At 46.2% G+C, this 15,147-nt stretch carries 11 protein-coding genes and 1 other RNA gene; all 12 read left to right on the forward strand.

Going from position 1 to position 15,147, the window contains the following annotated elements:
- The first annotated feature begins 175 nt into the window (after window positions 1-175).
- The 12 genes from eno to QNO02_RS00985 all read left to right on the forward strand — a co-directional run bounded on the left by eno (window position 176) and on the right by QNO02_RS00985 (window position 15,090).
- Entirely contained in the window at window positions 176-1,462 is a 1,287-nt protein-coding gene (gene eno, locus QNO02_RS00930) for a phosphopyruvate hydratase (protein ID WP_062837741.1), read from the forward strand.
- Window positions 1,463-1,672: 210 nt separating this feature from the next.
- The gene (gene secG, locus QNO02_RS00935) at window positions 1,673-1,906 is read left to right on the forward strand and encodes a preprotein translocase subunit SecG (protein WP_062837740.1); all 234 of its coding nucleotides are present in this window, start codon (window positions 1,673-1,675) and stop codon (window positions 1,904-1,906) included.
- Window positions 1,907-2,468: 562 nt separating this feature from the next.
- Entirely contained in the window at window positions 2,469-5,264 is a 2,796-nt protein-coding gene (rnr, locus tag QNO02_RS00940; protein WP_289390834.1) for a ribonuclease R, read from the forward strand.
- Between the two features lie 258 nt (window positions 5,265-5,522).
- Window positions 5,523-6,005, forward strand: coding sequence for an SsrA-binding protein SmpB (gene smpB / locus QNO02_RS00945; protein ID WP_036674736.1), 483 nt, complete (start codon window positions 5,523-5,525; stop codon window positions 6,003-6,005).
- Window positions 6,006-6,569: 564 nt separating this feature from the next.
- Window positions 6,570-6,934, forward strand: a transfer-messenger RNA (tmRNA) gene (gene ssrA, locus QNO02_RS00950).
- A gap of 805 nt (window positions 6,935-7,739) precedes the next feature.
- Complete coding sequence (locus tag QNO02_RS00955) at window positions 7,740-8,042, forward strand: RNHCP domain-containing protein (RefSeq protein ID WP_289390835.1); 303 nt, start codon at window positions 7,740-7,742, stop codon at window positions 8,040-8,042.
- 484 nt (window positions 8,043-8,526) lie between these two features.
- Window positions 8,527-8,724, forward strand: a complete 198-nt coding sequence (locus QNO02_RS00960; RefSeq protein ID WP_062837736.1) for a hypothetical protein — start codon at window positions 8,527-8,529, stop codon at window positions 8,722-8,724.
- Entirely contained in the window at window positions 8,717-9,289 is a 573-nt protein-coding gene (locus tag QNO02_RS00965; protein WP_249913695.1) for an ATPase, read from the forward strand. The genes QNO02_RS00960 and QNO02_RS00965 overlap by 8 nt, the downstream gene beginning before the upstream one ends.
- A 210-nt stretch (window positions 9,290-9,499) precedes the next feature.
- Entirely contained in the window at window positions 9,500-10,207 is a 708-nt protein-coding gene (locus QNO02_RS00970; RefSeq protein WP_249913694.1) for a uracil-DNA glycosylase, read from the forward strand.
- A 107-nt stretch (window positions 10,208-10,314) separates the two neighbouring features.
- Window positions 10,315-10,677 carry a hypothetical protein gene (locus QNO02_RS00975; RefSeq protein WP_133387288.1) on the forward strand — a complete coding sequence of 121 codons (363 nt, stop codon included), beginning with the start codon at window positions 10,315-10,317 and terminating at the stop codon, window positions 10,675-10,677.
- Window positions 10,678-11,311: 634 nt separating this feature from the next.
- On the forward strand, window positions 11,312-13,351 hold the full coding sequence (locus QNO02_RS00980) for a cache domain-containing sensor histidine kinase (protein ID WP_289390836.1): 2,040 nt from the start codon (window positions 11,312-11,314) through the stop codon (window positions 13,349-13,351).
- Window positions 13,342-15,090, forward strand: coding sequence for a response regulator transcription factor (locus QNO02_RS00985; RefSeq protein WP_289390837.1), 1,749 nt, complete (start codon window positions 13,342-13,344; stop codon window positions 15,088-15,090). Before QNO02_RS00980 ends, QNO02_RS00985 begins: the two co-directional genes overlap by 10 nt.
- The last annotated feature ends 57 nt before the right edge of the window (window positions 15,091-15,147 follow it).

A 15,147-nucleotide genomic window follows, 5' to 3' on the forward strand; every position in this document is an offset into this window, starting at 1 on the left:
TGTCCGAAGAAGCAAAGCGTTCGCCTTTATCACATGATTCCAACTTATGAAAATAAGTTCAAAGGAATCAGGGGATAACAGCGATCAGAGGACGATTCTGCTGACGTAGTGGAAAAGGGAAAACACAAGTGGTCCTAATTTATAATAAATTTAAATTTAAAGGAGATTATCACAAATGACTATTATTTCTGACGTGTACGCTCGCGAAGTCCTCGACTCCCGCGGTAACCCTACAGTAGAAGTTGAAGTATACCTGGAGTCCGGCGCAATCGGACGCGCAATCGTTCCATCTGGTGCATCCACTGGTGCCCACGAAGCAGTTGAGCTTCGCGATGGTGACAAATCCCGTTACCTCGGTAAAGGCGTTCTGCAAGCTGTTAAAAACGTAAACGAAACAATCGCTCCAGAAGTTATCGGTATGGATGCATTGGATCAACTGGGTATCGACAAATTGATGATCACTTTGGATGGTACGCCAAACAAAGGTAAACTGGGTGCTAACGCAATCCTGGCTGTATCCATGGCAGTAGCTCGCGCAGCTGCTGACGCTCTGGACCTGCCATTGTACGTTTACCTGGGCGGATTCAACGCTAAAGCATTGCCAGTTCCAATGATGAACATCATCAACGGTGGTGAGCATGCTGACAACAACATCGACGTTCAAGAGTTCATGGTTCTTCCAGTTGGAGCACCAAGCTTCAAAGAAGCTCTTCGCGTAGGGGCAGAAATCTTCCACAACCTGAAATCTGTATTGAGCTCCAAAGGCTTGAATACAGCTGTAGGTGACGAAGGTGGTTTCGCACCGAACCTTGGTTCGAACGAAGAAGCAATCACTACAATCATCGAAGCAATTGAAAAAGCTGGTTACAAACCAGGCGTTGACGTATTCTTGGGTATGGACGTTGCTTCCACTGAGTTCTACAAAGATGGTAAGTACACACTTGCTGGCGAAGGTAAATCTTACACTTCCGCTGAGTATGTTGACCTTCTGGCTTCATGGGTTGAGAAATACCCAATCATCACAATCGAAGACGGTATGTCCGAAGATGACTGGGATGGTTGGAAATTGCTCACTGAGAAATTGGGCGACAAAGTACAACTCGTTGGTGATGACCTGTTCGTAACAAACACTGAGCGTCTGGGCAGAGGTATCGACGAAGGTATCGGTAACTCCATCCTGATCAAAGTTAACCAAATCGGTACATTGACTGAAACATTCGATGCAATCGAAATGGCTAAACGTGCAGGATACACAGCTGTAATCTCTCACCGTTCCGGTGAGTCCGAAGACAGCACAATCGCTGATATCGCTGTTGCAACAAACGCTGGTCAAATCAAAACGGGTGCTCCTTCCCGTACAGACCGTATCGCGAAGTACAACCAATTGCTCCGCATTGAGGATCAACTGGGTGAACTGGCTCAATACAATGGTCTTAAAGGATTCTACAACCTTAAAAAATAAGCTGGATATCCAGCTTTTACAGGCAAGCCGGGTAACCGGCTTGTCTTTTTTATTGCAACGAAGTAATGGGATACGTAATGATTACGCAGGTGGTGAAATTTAGGGCATTGTATAAACTGTACTACTTGTAGTACAACCATAGCTATGTTACAATTAAAGTAACTGTTTTTATGGTGAGATGTATGCCCACATGGGTAGGAGGTGGAAAGAATGGATATTGCTTTGAAATTGCTGCTCGTTGTTTTCTCGATCGGTCTAATCACTGTAGTATTGCTGCAGCACGGGAAAAGCGCTGGTTTGGCGGGTGCCATCTCCGGTGGTGCGGAACATCTTTTCGGTAAAACGAAAGCGCGCGGATTGGATCTCTTCCTGCAACGTGCAACGGTGGTACTGGGTGCAGGATTTATGATTTTGTCTATTATTGTTACGGTGGTTTCCAAGTAAGAATTGGAACTGCTGTTCAATGAATAGCTCTAAGCTAATGGCTTAATTGATAAACCTTCGTTTCGTGTAGAAACGGGGGTTTTTTAATAAATTCTTACGCGTCCAAACTTTTCCAACAATCTAATTTATAGACTCCATGATTTTCGGTCTTCTTCTCACTTCTGGTCGGTTTTCCTTCCTTAACATGCAACACACCCCTATCATGTATGGTATGTCCCTCGCTTATTCGTTACGCGAACTCACTCCCTATAATGAATGTCATGTGTACAGAAAATTTTCGGATGTAGTCCTTTGCCAGATGCGTACAGCACGTGCATCGCATAAAATGTCTGTAGAGATACGTGAAAGCGTGATTTTAGAGGAGCGTCCGGCAACTGTGGTTTTTTTGCGAGGTACGGATGGGCCGGATTGAATTCGTGTATACTAGGGTATGAGATAGTATGGTTGCACTACTACGCTCTTCACAACAGTGAAATTGCATTGCATGAAAATGGTAATAATTCCGATACATAAAGAGATGAGACTTGCTTACACTTTTATGTTTCCCGAGGTGAATATACTAATGATAACAGAACAACAACTGCTCGACTTCATGCGGGAAACCGCTTATAAACCTATGACTTATCAGGAGTTGGAACAGCACTTCGCTATTGAAGATGCAGCTGATTTCAAAGCCTTTTTGATTATGCTTAATACGTTGGAGGAATCCGGTAAAGTTTTGCTGACCCGTAACAATCGTTATGGCATGCCAGAGCGCATGGATTTGGTACGTGGACGTTTACAGGCTCACGCCAAAGGTTTCGCTTTCCTTATCCCTGAGGATCGGGAGCACCCGGATGTGTACATTCACGCCAATGACATGAAGAGTGCGATGAATGGTGACACGGTATTGGTTAAAGTCACATCTCAAGGACCTTCTGGCGGTCGCCTGGAGGGTGAGATCGTTCGTATTGTTACTCGTGCTGTGACACAAGTCGTGGGTGTGTTCCAAAGCCATGAGGTGTACGGATTTGTCATTCCGGATGACAAACGGATTAATCGCGATATTTTCATCCCGCGTACCAATTTTGCTGGGGCGGTTGATGGACAGAAGGTCGTGGCAAAAATCGTCAGCTATCCGGAGGGCCGCGCGGCGGCTGAGGGTGAAGTGATCGAGATTCTCGGTCATAAGGATGAGCCGGGTATTGATATTTTGTCCGTTATTCGCAAGCATCAGCTGCCTGAAGCTTTCCCGGATGAAGTGGTAGAAGAGGCGGAGAAAGCACCCGACTCCATCACGGATGAAGAGATTGTACAACAGGGTCGTCGTGATCTGCGCGGACTTAACATTGTCACGATTGATGGCGAAGATGCCAAGGATCTGGATGATGCTGTTAACGTAGAGAAGCTGCCTAACGGTAACTATCGTCTGGGTGTTCATATTGCCGACGTTGGCTATTATGTACAGGAGAATTCCAAGCTTGATCAGGAAGCTTACAACCGTGGATGCAGTGTGTATCTGGTGGATAGGGTTATTCCGATGTTGCCACAGCGTCTGTCCAACGGGATCTGTAGTTTGAACCCACAGGTAGACCGCCTGACCCTGTCTTGTGAGATGGAATTTAACGACCAGATGAAGGTTGTGAAACATGACATTTTCACGAGTGTGATCAAAACCAAAGAGCGGATGACTTACTCCAACGTCCGTAAAATCCTTGAAGGTGAAGAGCCGGAATTGCTCGAGCGTTATAAGGATCTGGTAGATGATTTCCATCTGATGAAAGAAATCGCCTTGAAGCTGCGTGCTATGCGTATGCGCCGTGGTGCGGTTGACTTTGATTTTGAAGAATCCAAAATCATTGTGGATGCAGAATGCAAACCAATAGATATCGTAAAACGGGAGCGTTCGATTGCCGAGCAAATCATTGAGGAATTCATGTTGGCAGCGAACGAAACCGTGGCAGAGCATTTCCACTGGTTGAAGGTTCCGTTCATTTATCGTGTGCACGAAGATCCCGATCAGGAAAAACTGCAAAATTTCCTCGCCTTTGCGGCGAATTTTGGACACCAGGTCAAAGGACGTGGCAATGCGATTCATCCACGGGCGCTTCAATCGTTGCTTGAGGATATCAAAGAAACAAAAGAACAAACCGTGATTAGTACGATGATGCTCCGTTCCATGAAACAGGCGAAGTATGATTCTGAAATGTCAGGTCACTTTGGCCTCGCGGCGGAATTCTATAGTCACTTTACGTCTCCAATTCGTCGTTATCCCGACCTCGTCATTCACCGGGTGATTCGCGAAGTCATTGAAAATAATGGTGCTTTGCCGGAGAATCGTCAGGAGTATTTGGCAGCACGTATGTCCGATATTGCGCAGCAGTCTTCGGAACGTGAACGTGTGGCGGTAGAAGCTGAGCGGGATACGGAGAAAATGAAGAAAGCCGAGTACATGCTCGACAAAGTAGGCGAAGAGTTCGAAGGCATGATCAGCAGTGTGACCAGCTTTGGTATGTTCATTGAACTGGAGAACACCGTTGAAGGCCTGATTCGCTTGAGCGCGCTCACGGACGACTACTACCATTTTGACGATCAGCATATGGCCCTGATTGGTGAACGTACCTCAAAAGTCTTCCGCATCGGTGATGAAGTGAAGATCCGTGTGGCACGTGTAAGCATGGAAGAGTATACGATTGATTTTGAAATGGTGGATATGAAACCTCGCGCTGAACGTCCTGGCGGCTTCGGTGGCGGACGTGGCGGTAAAGGTGGGCGTCCTGGTAGCGGCGGCGGACGAGGCGGTGCCAAAGGTGGACCAGGTGGATTCAGCGGTTCACGTGGCGGCAAAGGCGGCTCATCTGCTGCAGGAGGCAACCGTGGTGGCAGATCAGCGGAAGAGAGCAGCAAAGCTGGACGTGGTGGTCGCGGTGGAGCAGCGAGTGCAGGTGCGGGCACAGGTTCCTCCGGTGGCTACGCAGGTAAAGGCGGCGGCAAACCAAAAGGTGAGCGTCGTGCCGGTGATGCTGGAGGATCAACTGGCCGGGGCAAAGGCGCGGTGAGCTTTGGTTTTGGCTCAGGTAAAGGCGGATATAGCTCTACATCGGGTGGATCGGATACTAGTTCAACCGGTGGACAAGGAAGTGGCCTGAACAGCGGCAGCGGTCGCGGTGAAGGAAGCTTTAAGTCCGGCAAGGGCGGCGGTAAAGGTGGCAAAGGCGGAAGTGGACGCAAAAACACTTCGCCAAGCGGCGTATTTATTGGAGAGAATGCAACTCCTGGTGGCGCTCAGGAAGGCGGAGCACCACGACGCAAGCGGAAGAAGAGCAAAGGTGCAGCTGGTAACGGCACGGCAGCTTTTGTACGGAAAAAGAAAAAATAAAGTTAACGTAACTTGGAGAGATGAATTACAATTCGTTCCTCCGGTTTAGCGTTGGAGAAAATAGTCACTTCAGCGGTGTGTTGTTTCGCACAGTCTGAAAGTAGTGTAATGAGGAGGGGCGGCAGAGGTCGCCTCTTTCTTGATTTTAACAGCCGTACTTGCTACAATTAAGGTCTGGCACGTGGTACCTTGGTGCAACATCGGGTGCGCTGCTATAGAGCATGGTACCGGCTTATTTTACGGAGAAGGAGTGAGGACATGGGCAAGAATGATGGACAGAGTAAAGTGCTCGCACAGAATAAAAAGGCTTCCCATGACTACTTCATTGAAGATACGTATGAAGCGGGCATGGTGCTTACCGGAACGGAGATCAAATCTCTTCGTAACGGCCGTGCGAATATTGGTGATGCATTTGCCACGATTCGAAACGGTGAAATTCATATTCACAATATGCATATTAGTCCTTTTGAACAAGGGAACCGAAATAATCCGCTCGATCCGACACGTACGCGCAAGTTGTTGATGCATAAAGTGCAGATTCACAAGCTGCTCGGGTTATCGAAACAGGATGGGTACAGCATTGTGCCACTGAAAATCTATATCCGGAACGGTTACGCTAAGCTGTTGCTTGGACTGGGTAAAGGTAAGAAGCAATACGACAAACGTGAAACTGCCGCGAAGCGCGATGCTCAACGTGATATCCAACGGGTACTGCGCGAGAAGCAGAAGGTTGCGCGTTAAGTGGAGCGCTGGGCGTAAAGGCTTTACTTTAGGTGTATAAAAGATTGATGTACGAGTTAAGGAGTCTCAAGGTTTGTCCTGCAATGGGCAAGATTGAGGCTTTTTTATTTTTAGTGGAAAGGGGATGTGATGTGAGTTGCTGAAGTGAGCAGTGAGCTGATTTTTGTTGATGTGTGACTAAGAAAACAGCTAGGAGCCTGGTTCTAAGTGAAGTGGTGAATCTAAATTATCAGCTGTTGCGTAAGTTGACTAAATCGTGGGTAAGATACTTAGGTGCAGTTGTTCGTGATCCAATCTGGGTAAACTTTACTTCCGATTGGTGACGCGGTATAATATGTAGACGATTGAGCCTGTTGTATTGGATAACCTTGTACACATGCTCAGCCTGCTGGAATGTCTTCCAGCAATCTATACTATTTCGGTGACGTGTCCTGTGTTATGATTACTCATGTAGCAGACAGGAATGCCGAGTTTGAAAGAAGCATCTTTTTACCTTGGAGGAAAAAGATGTGCAGCACCTTTGCTCCGTATTCACGGATTAATCCTGGAGCCCTTCTTCATTGAGGGGGCGTTTATGGATTCGACGGGGATAGTTCGAGCATGGGTAGCGGGTAGTGGGGACGCGTCCGCTTTATCAACGCTAAAGCCTATTAAACGGCAAACAACAAACAAACTACGCTTTCGCAGCCTAAGAAACTGTGTGCGTGCTTCTACCCTGCATCGCCCATGTGACAGGGATAGGGGCTAACTAGTAGTGGGATACGCTGTCACATCTCCGCCTGGGGTGTGCTGAAGAAGACAATCAGGCTGACCCAACGTATAGCCGGTTACGGGGCGATACTCGGGTGACATCAAAACTGTGACTACACCCGTAGAAGCTTATGTGCCGTTATCTTCGGACAGGGGTTCGACTCCCCTCGCCTCCATTAGTAGTATCAGTGACAGCCACCATTCGGTGGCTGTTTTTGCATGTTTGGATATGTGGTGGTAGGGTAAAGCGCTTTGGCTCTAGGGCTTCGGGGTTCTCTGACGTCAATTACGATATATCTCTGATGATGTACATGGCGGTACCCTCTGTAAGTAGCAGTTTTGATGTCACCTTAGGTTGCCCCCGCAACTGGCTTTTACTTAGTTCAGCTTATTATTTTCTTCTGTTGACCTCAGGCATAGAGGAGATAGCGTATCACCTAGCTAGCAGAACAAAACGATTTTTGAAGTTTCATAGTATCCTGTTAAGGATACCGCTGTGATTGTAGGAGATAAAGTAGGCTAATTAATGTTGAAACGGTCGTGGATTTGGACAAGAATGGTGCGGTTGATGTGATGGCTTATAGTCTGTTTAAATATTCACTAAGAATATATTTTGTTATAATTAAATATGGGACTAACTATTATCTCAAAGAAATGGAGTCTAATTATATGCACTTACTGGATAAAAGCCAACGTGTTCTTTTAGGGGACGAATGCCTTTGTCAGTGATTAGAGGTGAACACTTACTAGTGGAAGGTGGAGTAAGTCCGTCTTACAGTGGTTGATACAAAACTTGAAAATCAATCGTGGTCCGGATCAAAAGATGAAAGATGCTTTTGTGAAGTAGGAACTAGAAGTAATCGTTTTGCAAAACAAGACGGTGAATTTGTCACTTCCCTTTAAAAGCCTGAAACTATCTTGTGATAGGAAAACTAAACGGAACCCTTTCTTCAGATGAAATAATTCATCTTGGAGGAAGATACGTTGAGTAGAAAAACTGAAAATACAAGTTTCCGTTGTGAAAACTGTCATGCATATGTTGAACCATTAACAAACGGAAGCTTTAGAAATCATTGTCCAATTTGCTTATTTTCTAAGCACCTAGACAATAGACCAGGCGATCGTTTAAGTAGTTGTAAAGGATTAATGAAGCCCATTCAACTCGAATATTCTAGTAAAAAAGGATATCAAATTGTACATGAATGTACATCTTGCAAAAAAATGCAGCGTAATAAAATCGCTGTTGATACGAAACAAGAAGACGATATTTTAAGCTTCATGTCATAAAATATTCCATATTAGAGTATTAGATGATGGTTAGTCCCACCCCTTTTAGATTCAGAACTGAAAGGGGTATTTCTATTGGAAATCTATTGACCTGGATAGTGAGACAGACAAGTGTAAGTATCAACGGTAAATCGCAACGGGGTGATACAACGACAGCTGATCCACGCAGTGAGAATTTAATCTCAGGGTCTTTCATATGAAAAACTAATTTATAATGTTTAACATTAAATATCATATTGTTGATGCTAACTGAGTAAAGGAGTAGTTATTTTGGATCCGTACTTGAAAGAAGCGGGTTCTAACTTTATTGAGGGAAAATATGATGGAAACCTTCATATCTACAAAGAAACCACCAATGGTCAGTGGGAGGAAGTTATACCGCAATAGTTTGCTACAGCTTCTATCCACCACTAACCAGTGTTCTGGTTGGTGGTTTTTCTGTTTATGATATAATAAAACATAAATTTAGATTGGGGGACTCAAGATGGTTGAAAATCGAGAACAGCTCCAAGAAATTTTAAAAAAAGCAAATCAACATGCACGGAAACAAGCTAAAGAATCAGGTGCCTCTATTTATTATATAAAGAACAACAAACGCGTTCGTGAGGATGCTGCCGGTAATAAATTCGAAATTACATTTGATGCTACTGGAAAACGGCAGGAGTTTAAATATCATGAGTGAAATCAGACCAGTCATGACTGTGTTTGCGGGTACAAATGGAGCAGGGAAAAGTACACTCAGCATGCAAATGAGAGAGTGGCTTGGTGAACTTGTTGATCCAGATCAAATTGCAAGAGAGTTGAAGCCAGAGAATCCACGCAGTGCTGACCTGTCTGCTGGCAGGGAAGCTGTAAAAAGAATCCGATCACTCATTAAAAGTGGTGTAAACTTCGCTATTGAAACGACATTGTCCGGATCATTTGTTTTAAAACATATGGAAATAGCAAAAGAAAACAATTATGAAATTGTCGTTTATTATATCGGTCTTGAGGATGTTCAAATGCATATAGATCGTGTAGCCTCTCGTGTTGAACAAGGTGGACATTGGATTTCAGAAGCAGACATTCGTTATCGATATGGTGAGTCATTGAAGAACCTTAAACCGGCTCTAGCCATCGCAGATCGGGTTATCATCATTGATAATACATACGAGCCTTTAATTGTTGCGGAAATCATCCAGAGTAATTTGATCTATTGTGTTGAGTCCATACCTGCGTGGGCTAATCCTGTTCTTGTGGGTTACTGATACTTGGCTGACATCAAAACTGTGACTATACCCGTAGAAGCTTATGTGCTGTTATCTTTGGACGATTGTTCGATCCCCTCGCTTCCATTAGAGCGAAAACCATCAACCAGCGTTCTGGTTGGTGGTTTTTCTGTTTATGCTATAATCTTTGTAAAATAAGCTGATGCAAGCCTGATGTACTCTGGAATCTCCCAAAGGAGGCAAAAAAGCATGAGCCAAACGCAGCAAGAGATCCGCGAGTTTGTTGCAGGGATACAAGCATATGTGTCGCCAGTAAATGTGATTAATCCTTGGAGAGATTATGTGACGGGCTATGATATTGGCCCCGAAGCGGTGGAGATTCGTTCTGAACATTTGGTCAGGTATTTGGAACCAAGAATGTCCAAGGCTCGGTACATTTTTATTGCTGAAGCCGTGGGATATCAAGGGGCGAGGTTCTCCGGCGTACCCTTGACGTCCGAGCGAATGGTTACCGGTAATCACTCGCTGGTGAATCACCAGATGATTTTTGCAGGTGAGCCGGGTGTTCGAACAAGCCTGCCCAATATCGCCAAACCTAACCAGACTCAGGCACTATATGGATTCGCAGAGCCGACAGCATCTATTATATGGGGTGAAGTGTTATCCAGTTCAAGGTGGAAACCAACGGACTTTATATTTTGGAACATCTATCCCTTTCATCCTTATCACTCTTCTGAAAACAGGATGACGAATCGAACACCGACTTTGGCAGAGTTGGAGGATGGTTTGCCATTTGCCAGACAGCTTATGCAACTGAATCCTGATGCTCAGATCGTGGCTATTGGCAGAAAGTCAGCAGACACGTTAAGCTCCCATCTCATTAAACATCACCATGTTCCTCATCCTGCAAATGGAAGGGCAGTACAATTCCAAAAAGCAGTAAGGTCAATGATCTAGCCCATTTTGAACTGGAGGAGTGTAAGGCTGAGATATGAACTCTTATCGTCTAAGTGTCCGCACATAACGTAATGCCCTATCATATAAAGATTGGTTGGTGAAGCTAAATGAGTGAAAAATACTGGCTTGTGGTGCAATATCCACTGAAGAGCGCGCAGGGCAGCAAACGAGATCATTGGTTGAAGGAAAAGGTGATGGAATATCTGGAAACCGTTCTGACCCAGGCGGATTTGGGGGAGGTCGATGGATGTGATCTGGGTAGCCGTGTGGCTGATCCAAAGGAATATGTAATGAACATTTTCTGTGTGGTAACGGACGAGGATCGGAGCATAGCGCTAATTAAAAAAGTGCTCAGAGAGAGTCGGCTGGATTACACCCGCATCCAAATCGCTACGATGCCATATGGCACAGAAGGAAGCTACACGCTAAAATATACCTCCAAAAAAGGAGTTACCGAATTCTCGCTTTGATCACGATTCGCTGTATCCTACCATAACTAACTCTGTGCTTGTCCTGCCCGAGGGCAGGATGCCCCGACATTTTCCCCACTTCAATTCATCATACGAGAAGACCATGAATGGACTTCCCAACCTTAATCACTCGATCAACACTCTGTGAGTAGTAAGAATTATGCCCGTAGATACTGTAATCCTGCTCAAAAGTATGACATATCAAGGTAGACGTTTATCATCGTCTTTTGTATATTCAGACCCTCCGCTTCTCCCCCGCTTCACTCTCCATCCGGCACCAAACCACAACTTATTATCTGGACCTCCAACATTTTATAAAGCAGTACTCCTTGCGGCTCCAATTACGGGGACCCCCACTCACAGCATTTACAGCAATCGTCTTCCCAAAGCCTCATTCTACTTCACTCAGTCAAGCCATCCGTAAGCGATAAAAAGAGTTGAGCCTCCTCCATACACCGTCCTATAATATACAATTGTATAAAATCCGAGAGAGTGGTGGATATCACAACAGGTCATCCGATCCCAACCGATAAACCCATCACACATCGGAACCAAAGGAGGGTCACATTGAATCAAAGAGCAAAAGATGCAACAACAGATGCAGGAGTAGTGACAGAAGGAGATGAAAATAGAGGTGAAAGCAACAGCCCAATCAGATATTGAGACCGATGCAGAAGTAAACGCAAATGCAAAAGCGAACACCAGTGCAATGAAGAAGAATTGGACTCCCCGTTTCAGAGAGTTCATTCAACGCAAGCCCAAGACACTCGCCTTTAAAATCCCGTTTGCCTACTTTGTCATTATTCTGCTAACGGTGGCGTTCAGTGCATTGGTGTTGAATCGAATCTCGGAAAGTGATGCGCAGCGAAAGATCAATGAAGCATCATTGCAGACGATTACATCCATTGAGACCAACGTTAATCTGATGATCGAGAACGTGAACAATTATTCGAAAATGATTTTCTCCGATCCGAACTTGCAGAACCTGCTGCGGCAGGGCAATGTGTACTCCAATTTACAGACACAGTCCAAGGTCAGCGCTTATTTGACCAATCTTATGCAAGCGGTTCCAATTATCGATTCAGTCTATATTTACGATAATTCGGGACACCGATTCTCGGTCGGTACACAGGAATGGCCCACGTTTATGGAAGCGAATGTGAAGGAAGCGCCGTGGTACGAACAGGCACTGAAGCACAACGGACGATATCTGCTCAGGCTGAATGGTGGGAACAACGATAGCGGAGTATCGGCGACGGGGGAGAATGATGGACAAGAGGTGGTCTCGTTTATTCGCCTCATTCGGGATTTGGATGATACGTCTCCGCTTGGATTTTTGGTCATGAACATCAAGGGCAAATCCATCGCTCAGGCCTATGCCAACCTGTCTGCACCTGATACATTTCAGGTGGCCATCCTGGATGAGCATCAGCGGGTGATTGCAACGAACGCAGCCGATGGAAAGAAGGCCGTACCTGCTGTATCCGATGAATCCATATCTGCCGCTTCTGGACAGGATGGGATGCACGAGATGTTAGAGGCCAATCGGGCCAAGTTAGCACAAACATTTCAAGAGCAATCCTCCGGCTTCATCACCTTGCAATCGGCTGGTCAGGAATATGCGGTGACCTATCGTTCGGCTGGTGATGATCAGTGGAAATTTATCAGCATGAGTCCATACCGGGCTACGGATACCCGTAATAAATCCATGGTGCTGCTTGCGTTGATTCTACTGGCAGTGAACGGAACGGTCTTTTTCGTCAGTTCATTCATCATCTCGCGCAGCGTCATTAAGCCGATTCACAAGCTGCTTCGTTCCATGCAGAAAGCGCCAAGTGGGAACTTCCGCAAAGTGACGGTTGAGCTGAACAGTTACGAGTTCGCACAGCTATATGGAGGATACAACCAGATGATTGAGCAGATTGACCAGATGTTGAAACGCATCATTCAGGAGCAGCAGACGATTCGTCGAGCAGAGTTAAATACACTCCAGGCGCAGATCAAGCCGCATTTTCTATACAACACACTTGATTCCATTACCTCCCTGGCGATGTCGGGCATGAACGATAAGGTATGTGAGCTGTTAGAAGCGCTTGGAAGTTACTATCGGCTGAGTGTCAGTAAAGGCCGTGAACTGATCACGCTGCACGAGGAGGTTGAGATTGTACGCAATTACCTGACGATCCAGCAGGTGCGATACCCCGGTGTATTTGAGGTGCAGTACGATATCGATTCAGACTGTGAGCGAGTAATGATTCCCAAGCTCGTGCTCCAGCCGCTGGTAGAAAATTCGCTGTATCATGGCATACGCCCTAAAGGCAGCCCAGGTATGATACGTATTCAAGCTCATCGATCCATGGAGGGGGTACTTCTAACGATCACTGACGACGGAGTCGGCATGTCCGGGGAAGAAGTGCAACAGGTTGAACGCACAGAAATGAACAGGTTTAACCGCTCGAACCCATCTAACCCATCTAACCCATCTAACTCATCTAATCCTTCTAATCCTACCTTTAACTCTAAACACAATCCAAGCTTTGGCTTATGGGGGACGATGGAGCGGCTTCGCATTTTTTATGACAGAGAAGATGGACTCAAGCTGCAGAGCGAGGTTGGAAAAGGAACAACCATTATCATAACGATCCCGAAGGGAGCCGATGAATCATGGAATTAACTGTGGAACCATTAAAGGTATTGATTGTGGATGATGAGTACCTCATCCGAAATCTGCTGCGCATGCGTATCGATTGGGAGCAGCAAGGCATGACCATCGTTGGCGAGGCCTCCGATGCTGAAGAGGCTTTGGATCAGGTTGAGCTGTTGCGTCCAGACATCGTGTTCACGGATATATACATGCCAAAGATGGACGGCATTGAACTGAGCGGCATCCTCATGGAACGTTACCCGAACTTAAAAATCGTGGTTGTGACGGGGCATGATGAATTTGAATATGCTCGTCAGAGTGTGAAGCTGGGAATATCCGATTTTATTTTGAAACCCATTCGTGCTTCTGAGTTATTACAGGTTACGGCGAAGCTGCGAGTGGCAATCGAGCAGGAGATGGGGCGTGAGTACGAGCTGATGAAGCTGCGGGAGGAAATGAAGCAGAGCTTGCCTTATCTCAGGGAGCGATTTGTGAATCAATGGTTAAGTGAAGTGATGCCTGAGGATGAACTACAAGAGAAGGCGCGATTCTTCGGCATTCCCATCTCTTCAGGTAAACCAGGGTTGTGCATTGCAGTCATGGAGGTGGAGGTTGCTGTACCGCAAGCGAAGATAGCTGCACCAGAGGTATATCCACATCTATCCGAACCATATTACCAAACACACAAAGCCCAACGAGGGCTTCAACAACAACACGCTCAACCCCGTTTAAGCCAGCATCAGACAGAAGCCCATCGACAACCCGCTGAGGAAATACATATTCTGCTGCGAATGGTAGGCATGAAGCAGGTGCAGGCATTTTATCCCCAGGATTCGCAAACCATTATCGTCATGGACCCGCATAACCGGATAGTTGTACTCTCGCTTGGTGCGGATACGGAATTTGCCAATCAGGTACAGCAGCTTCAGGAAGAACTTCAACATACGCTTAAGCTCGAAGGGTGTGAAGTTGATGTGACAGTAGGGATTGGGCAATGGCAATCAGCATGGGGAAGGGCCTGTGTGGGATACCGGGAGGCGTGTCGTGCACTCGATTATCAGGCATTTGTGGGAAAAAATCAGGTCATTTGCTTCGAGGATCTGGTCATCGAAGGCGGGAAAAAGCCCTACCACTCGGATGCTCAGCTGCTCCAACAACTGCAATTTTACGTCAGTGTTGGTGCGGGGGAAGAAGCCGTATTGTTGCTGGAGCGTATGCTGTCTGTGCCGTTTTCGGACGTTTCACAGTTTCGGATGGCAGCCATGGATGTGGTTACGGAGTGCCAGCGTGCTGCCATAGAGCAGCAGATTGAGGGAGAGCACGCATTGAACAAAGAGGCCGTTGCGGCCATTTTTACAGCAGATCATCTGCCCGAACTAAAAAGTATGCTGGAGCAGCATGTCCGCACCGTATCGGATGTCATACAAGCCAAGCGACAGGCCAAAGAAGGCAATCTGATCGACCGGGTGATCGCTTATCTTGAAGAGAACATGGGCAATGCGGAAGTGGGGCTTTCCAGCACCGCGGCTGCTTTTTACGTAAGTTCAGGCCATCTGGGGCGGCTGATGAAAAAAGAAACCGGGCAGACATTTGTGGAATATCTGACTCAACTCCGCATAAAGAAGGCTGAAATGCTGCTGAAACAGACGGATATGAAAGGGTATGAGATTGGGGAGCAGGTAGGCATCCCGGACCCACACTATTTCAGCGTCTTGTTCAAAAAACATATCGGCCGATCCATGAATGAGTATCGGAATGTAAAAACCTGAAAAATGAAAATGCAAAAATGGGGAGTGTGGGGGAGTGCAGAGATGGTTTGAGCGTAA

Source organism: Paenibacillus sp. PK1-4R, assembly GCF_030369595.1.
In the GTDB taxonomy this organism is placed as follows: domain Bacteria; phylum Bacillota; class Bacilli; order Paenibacillales; family Paenibacillaceae; genus Paenibacillus.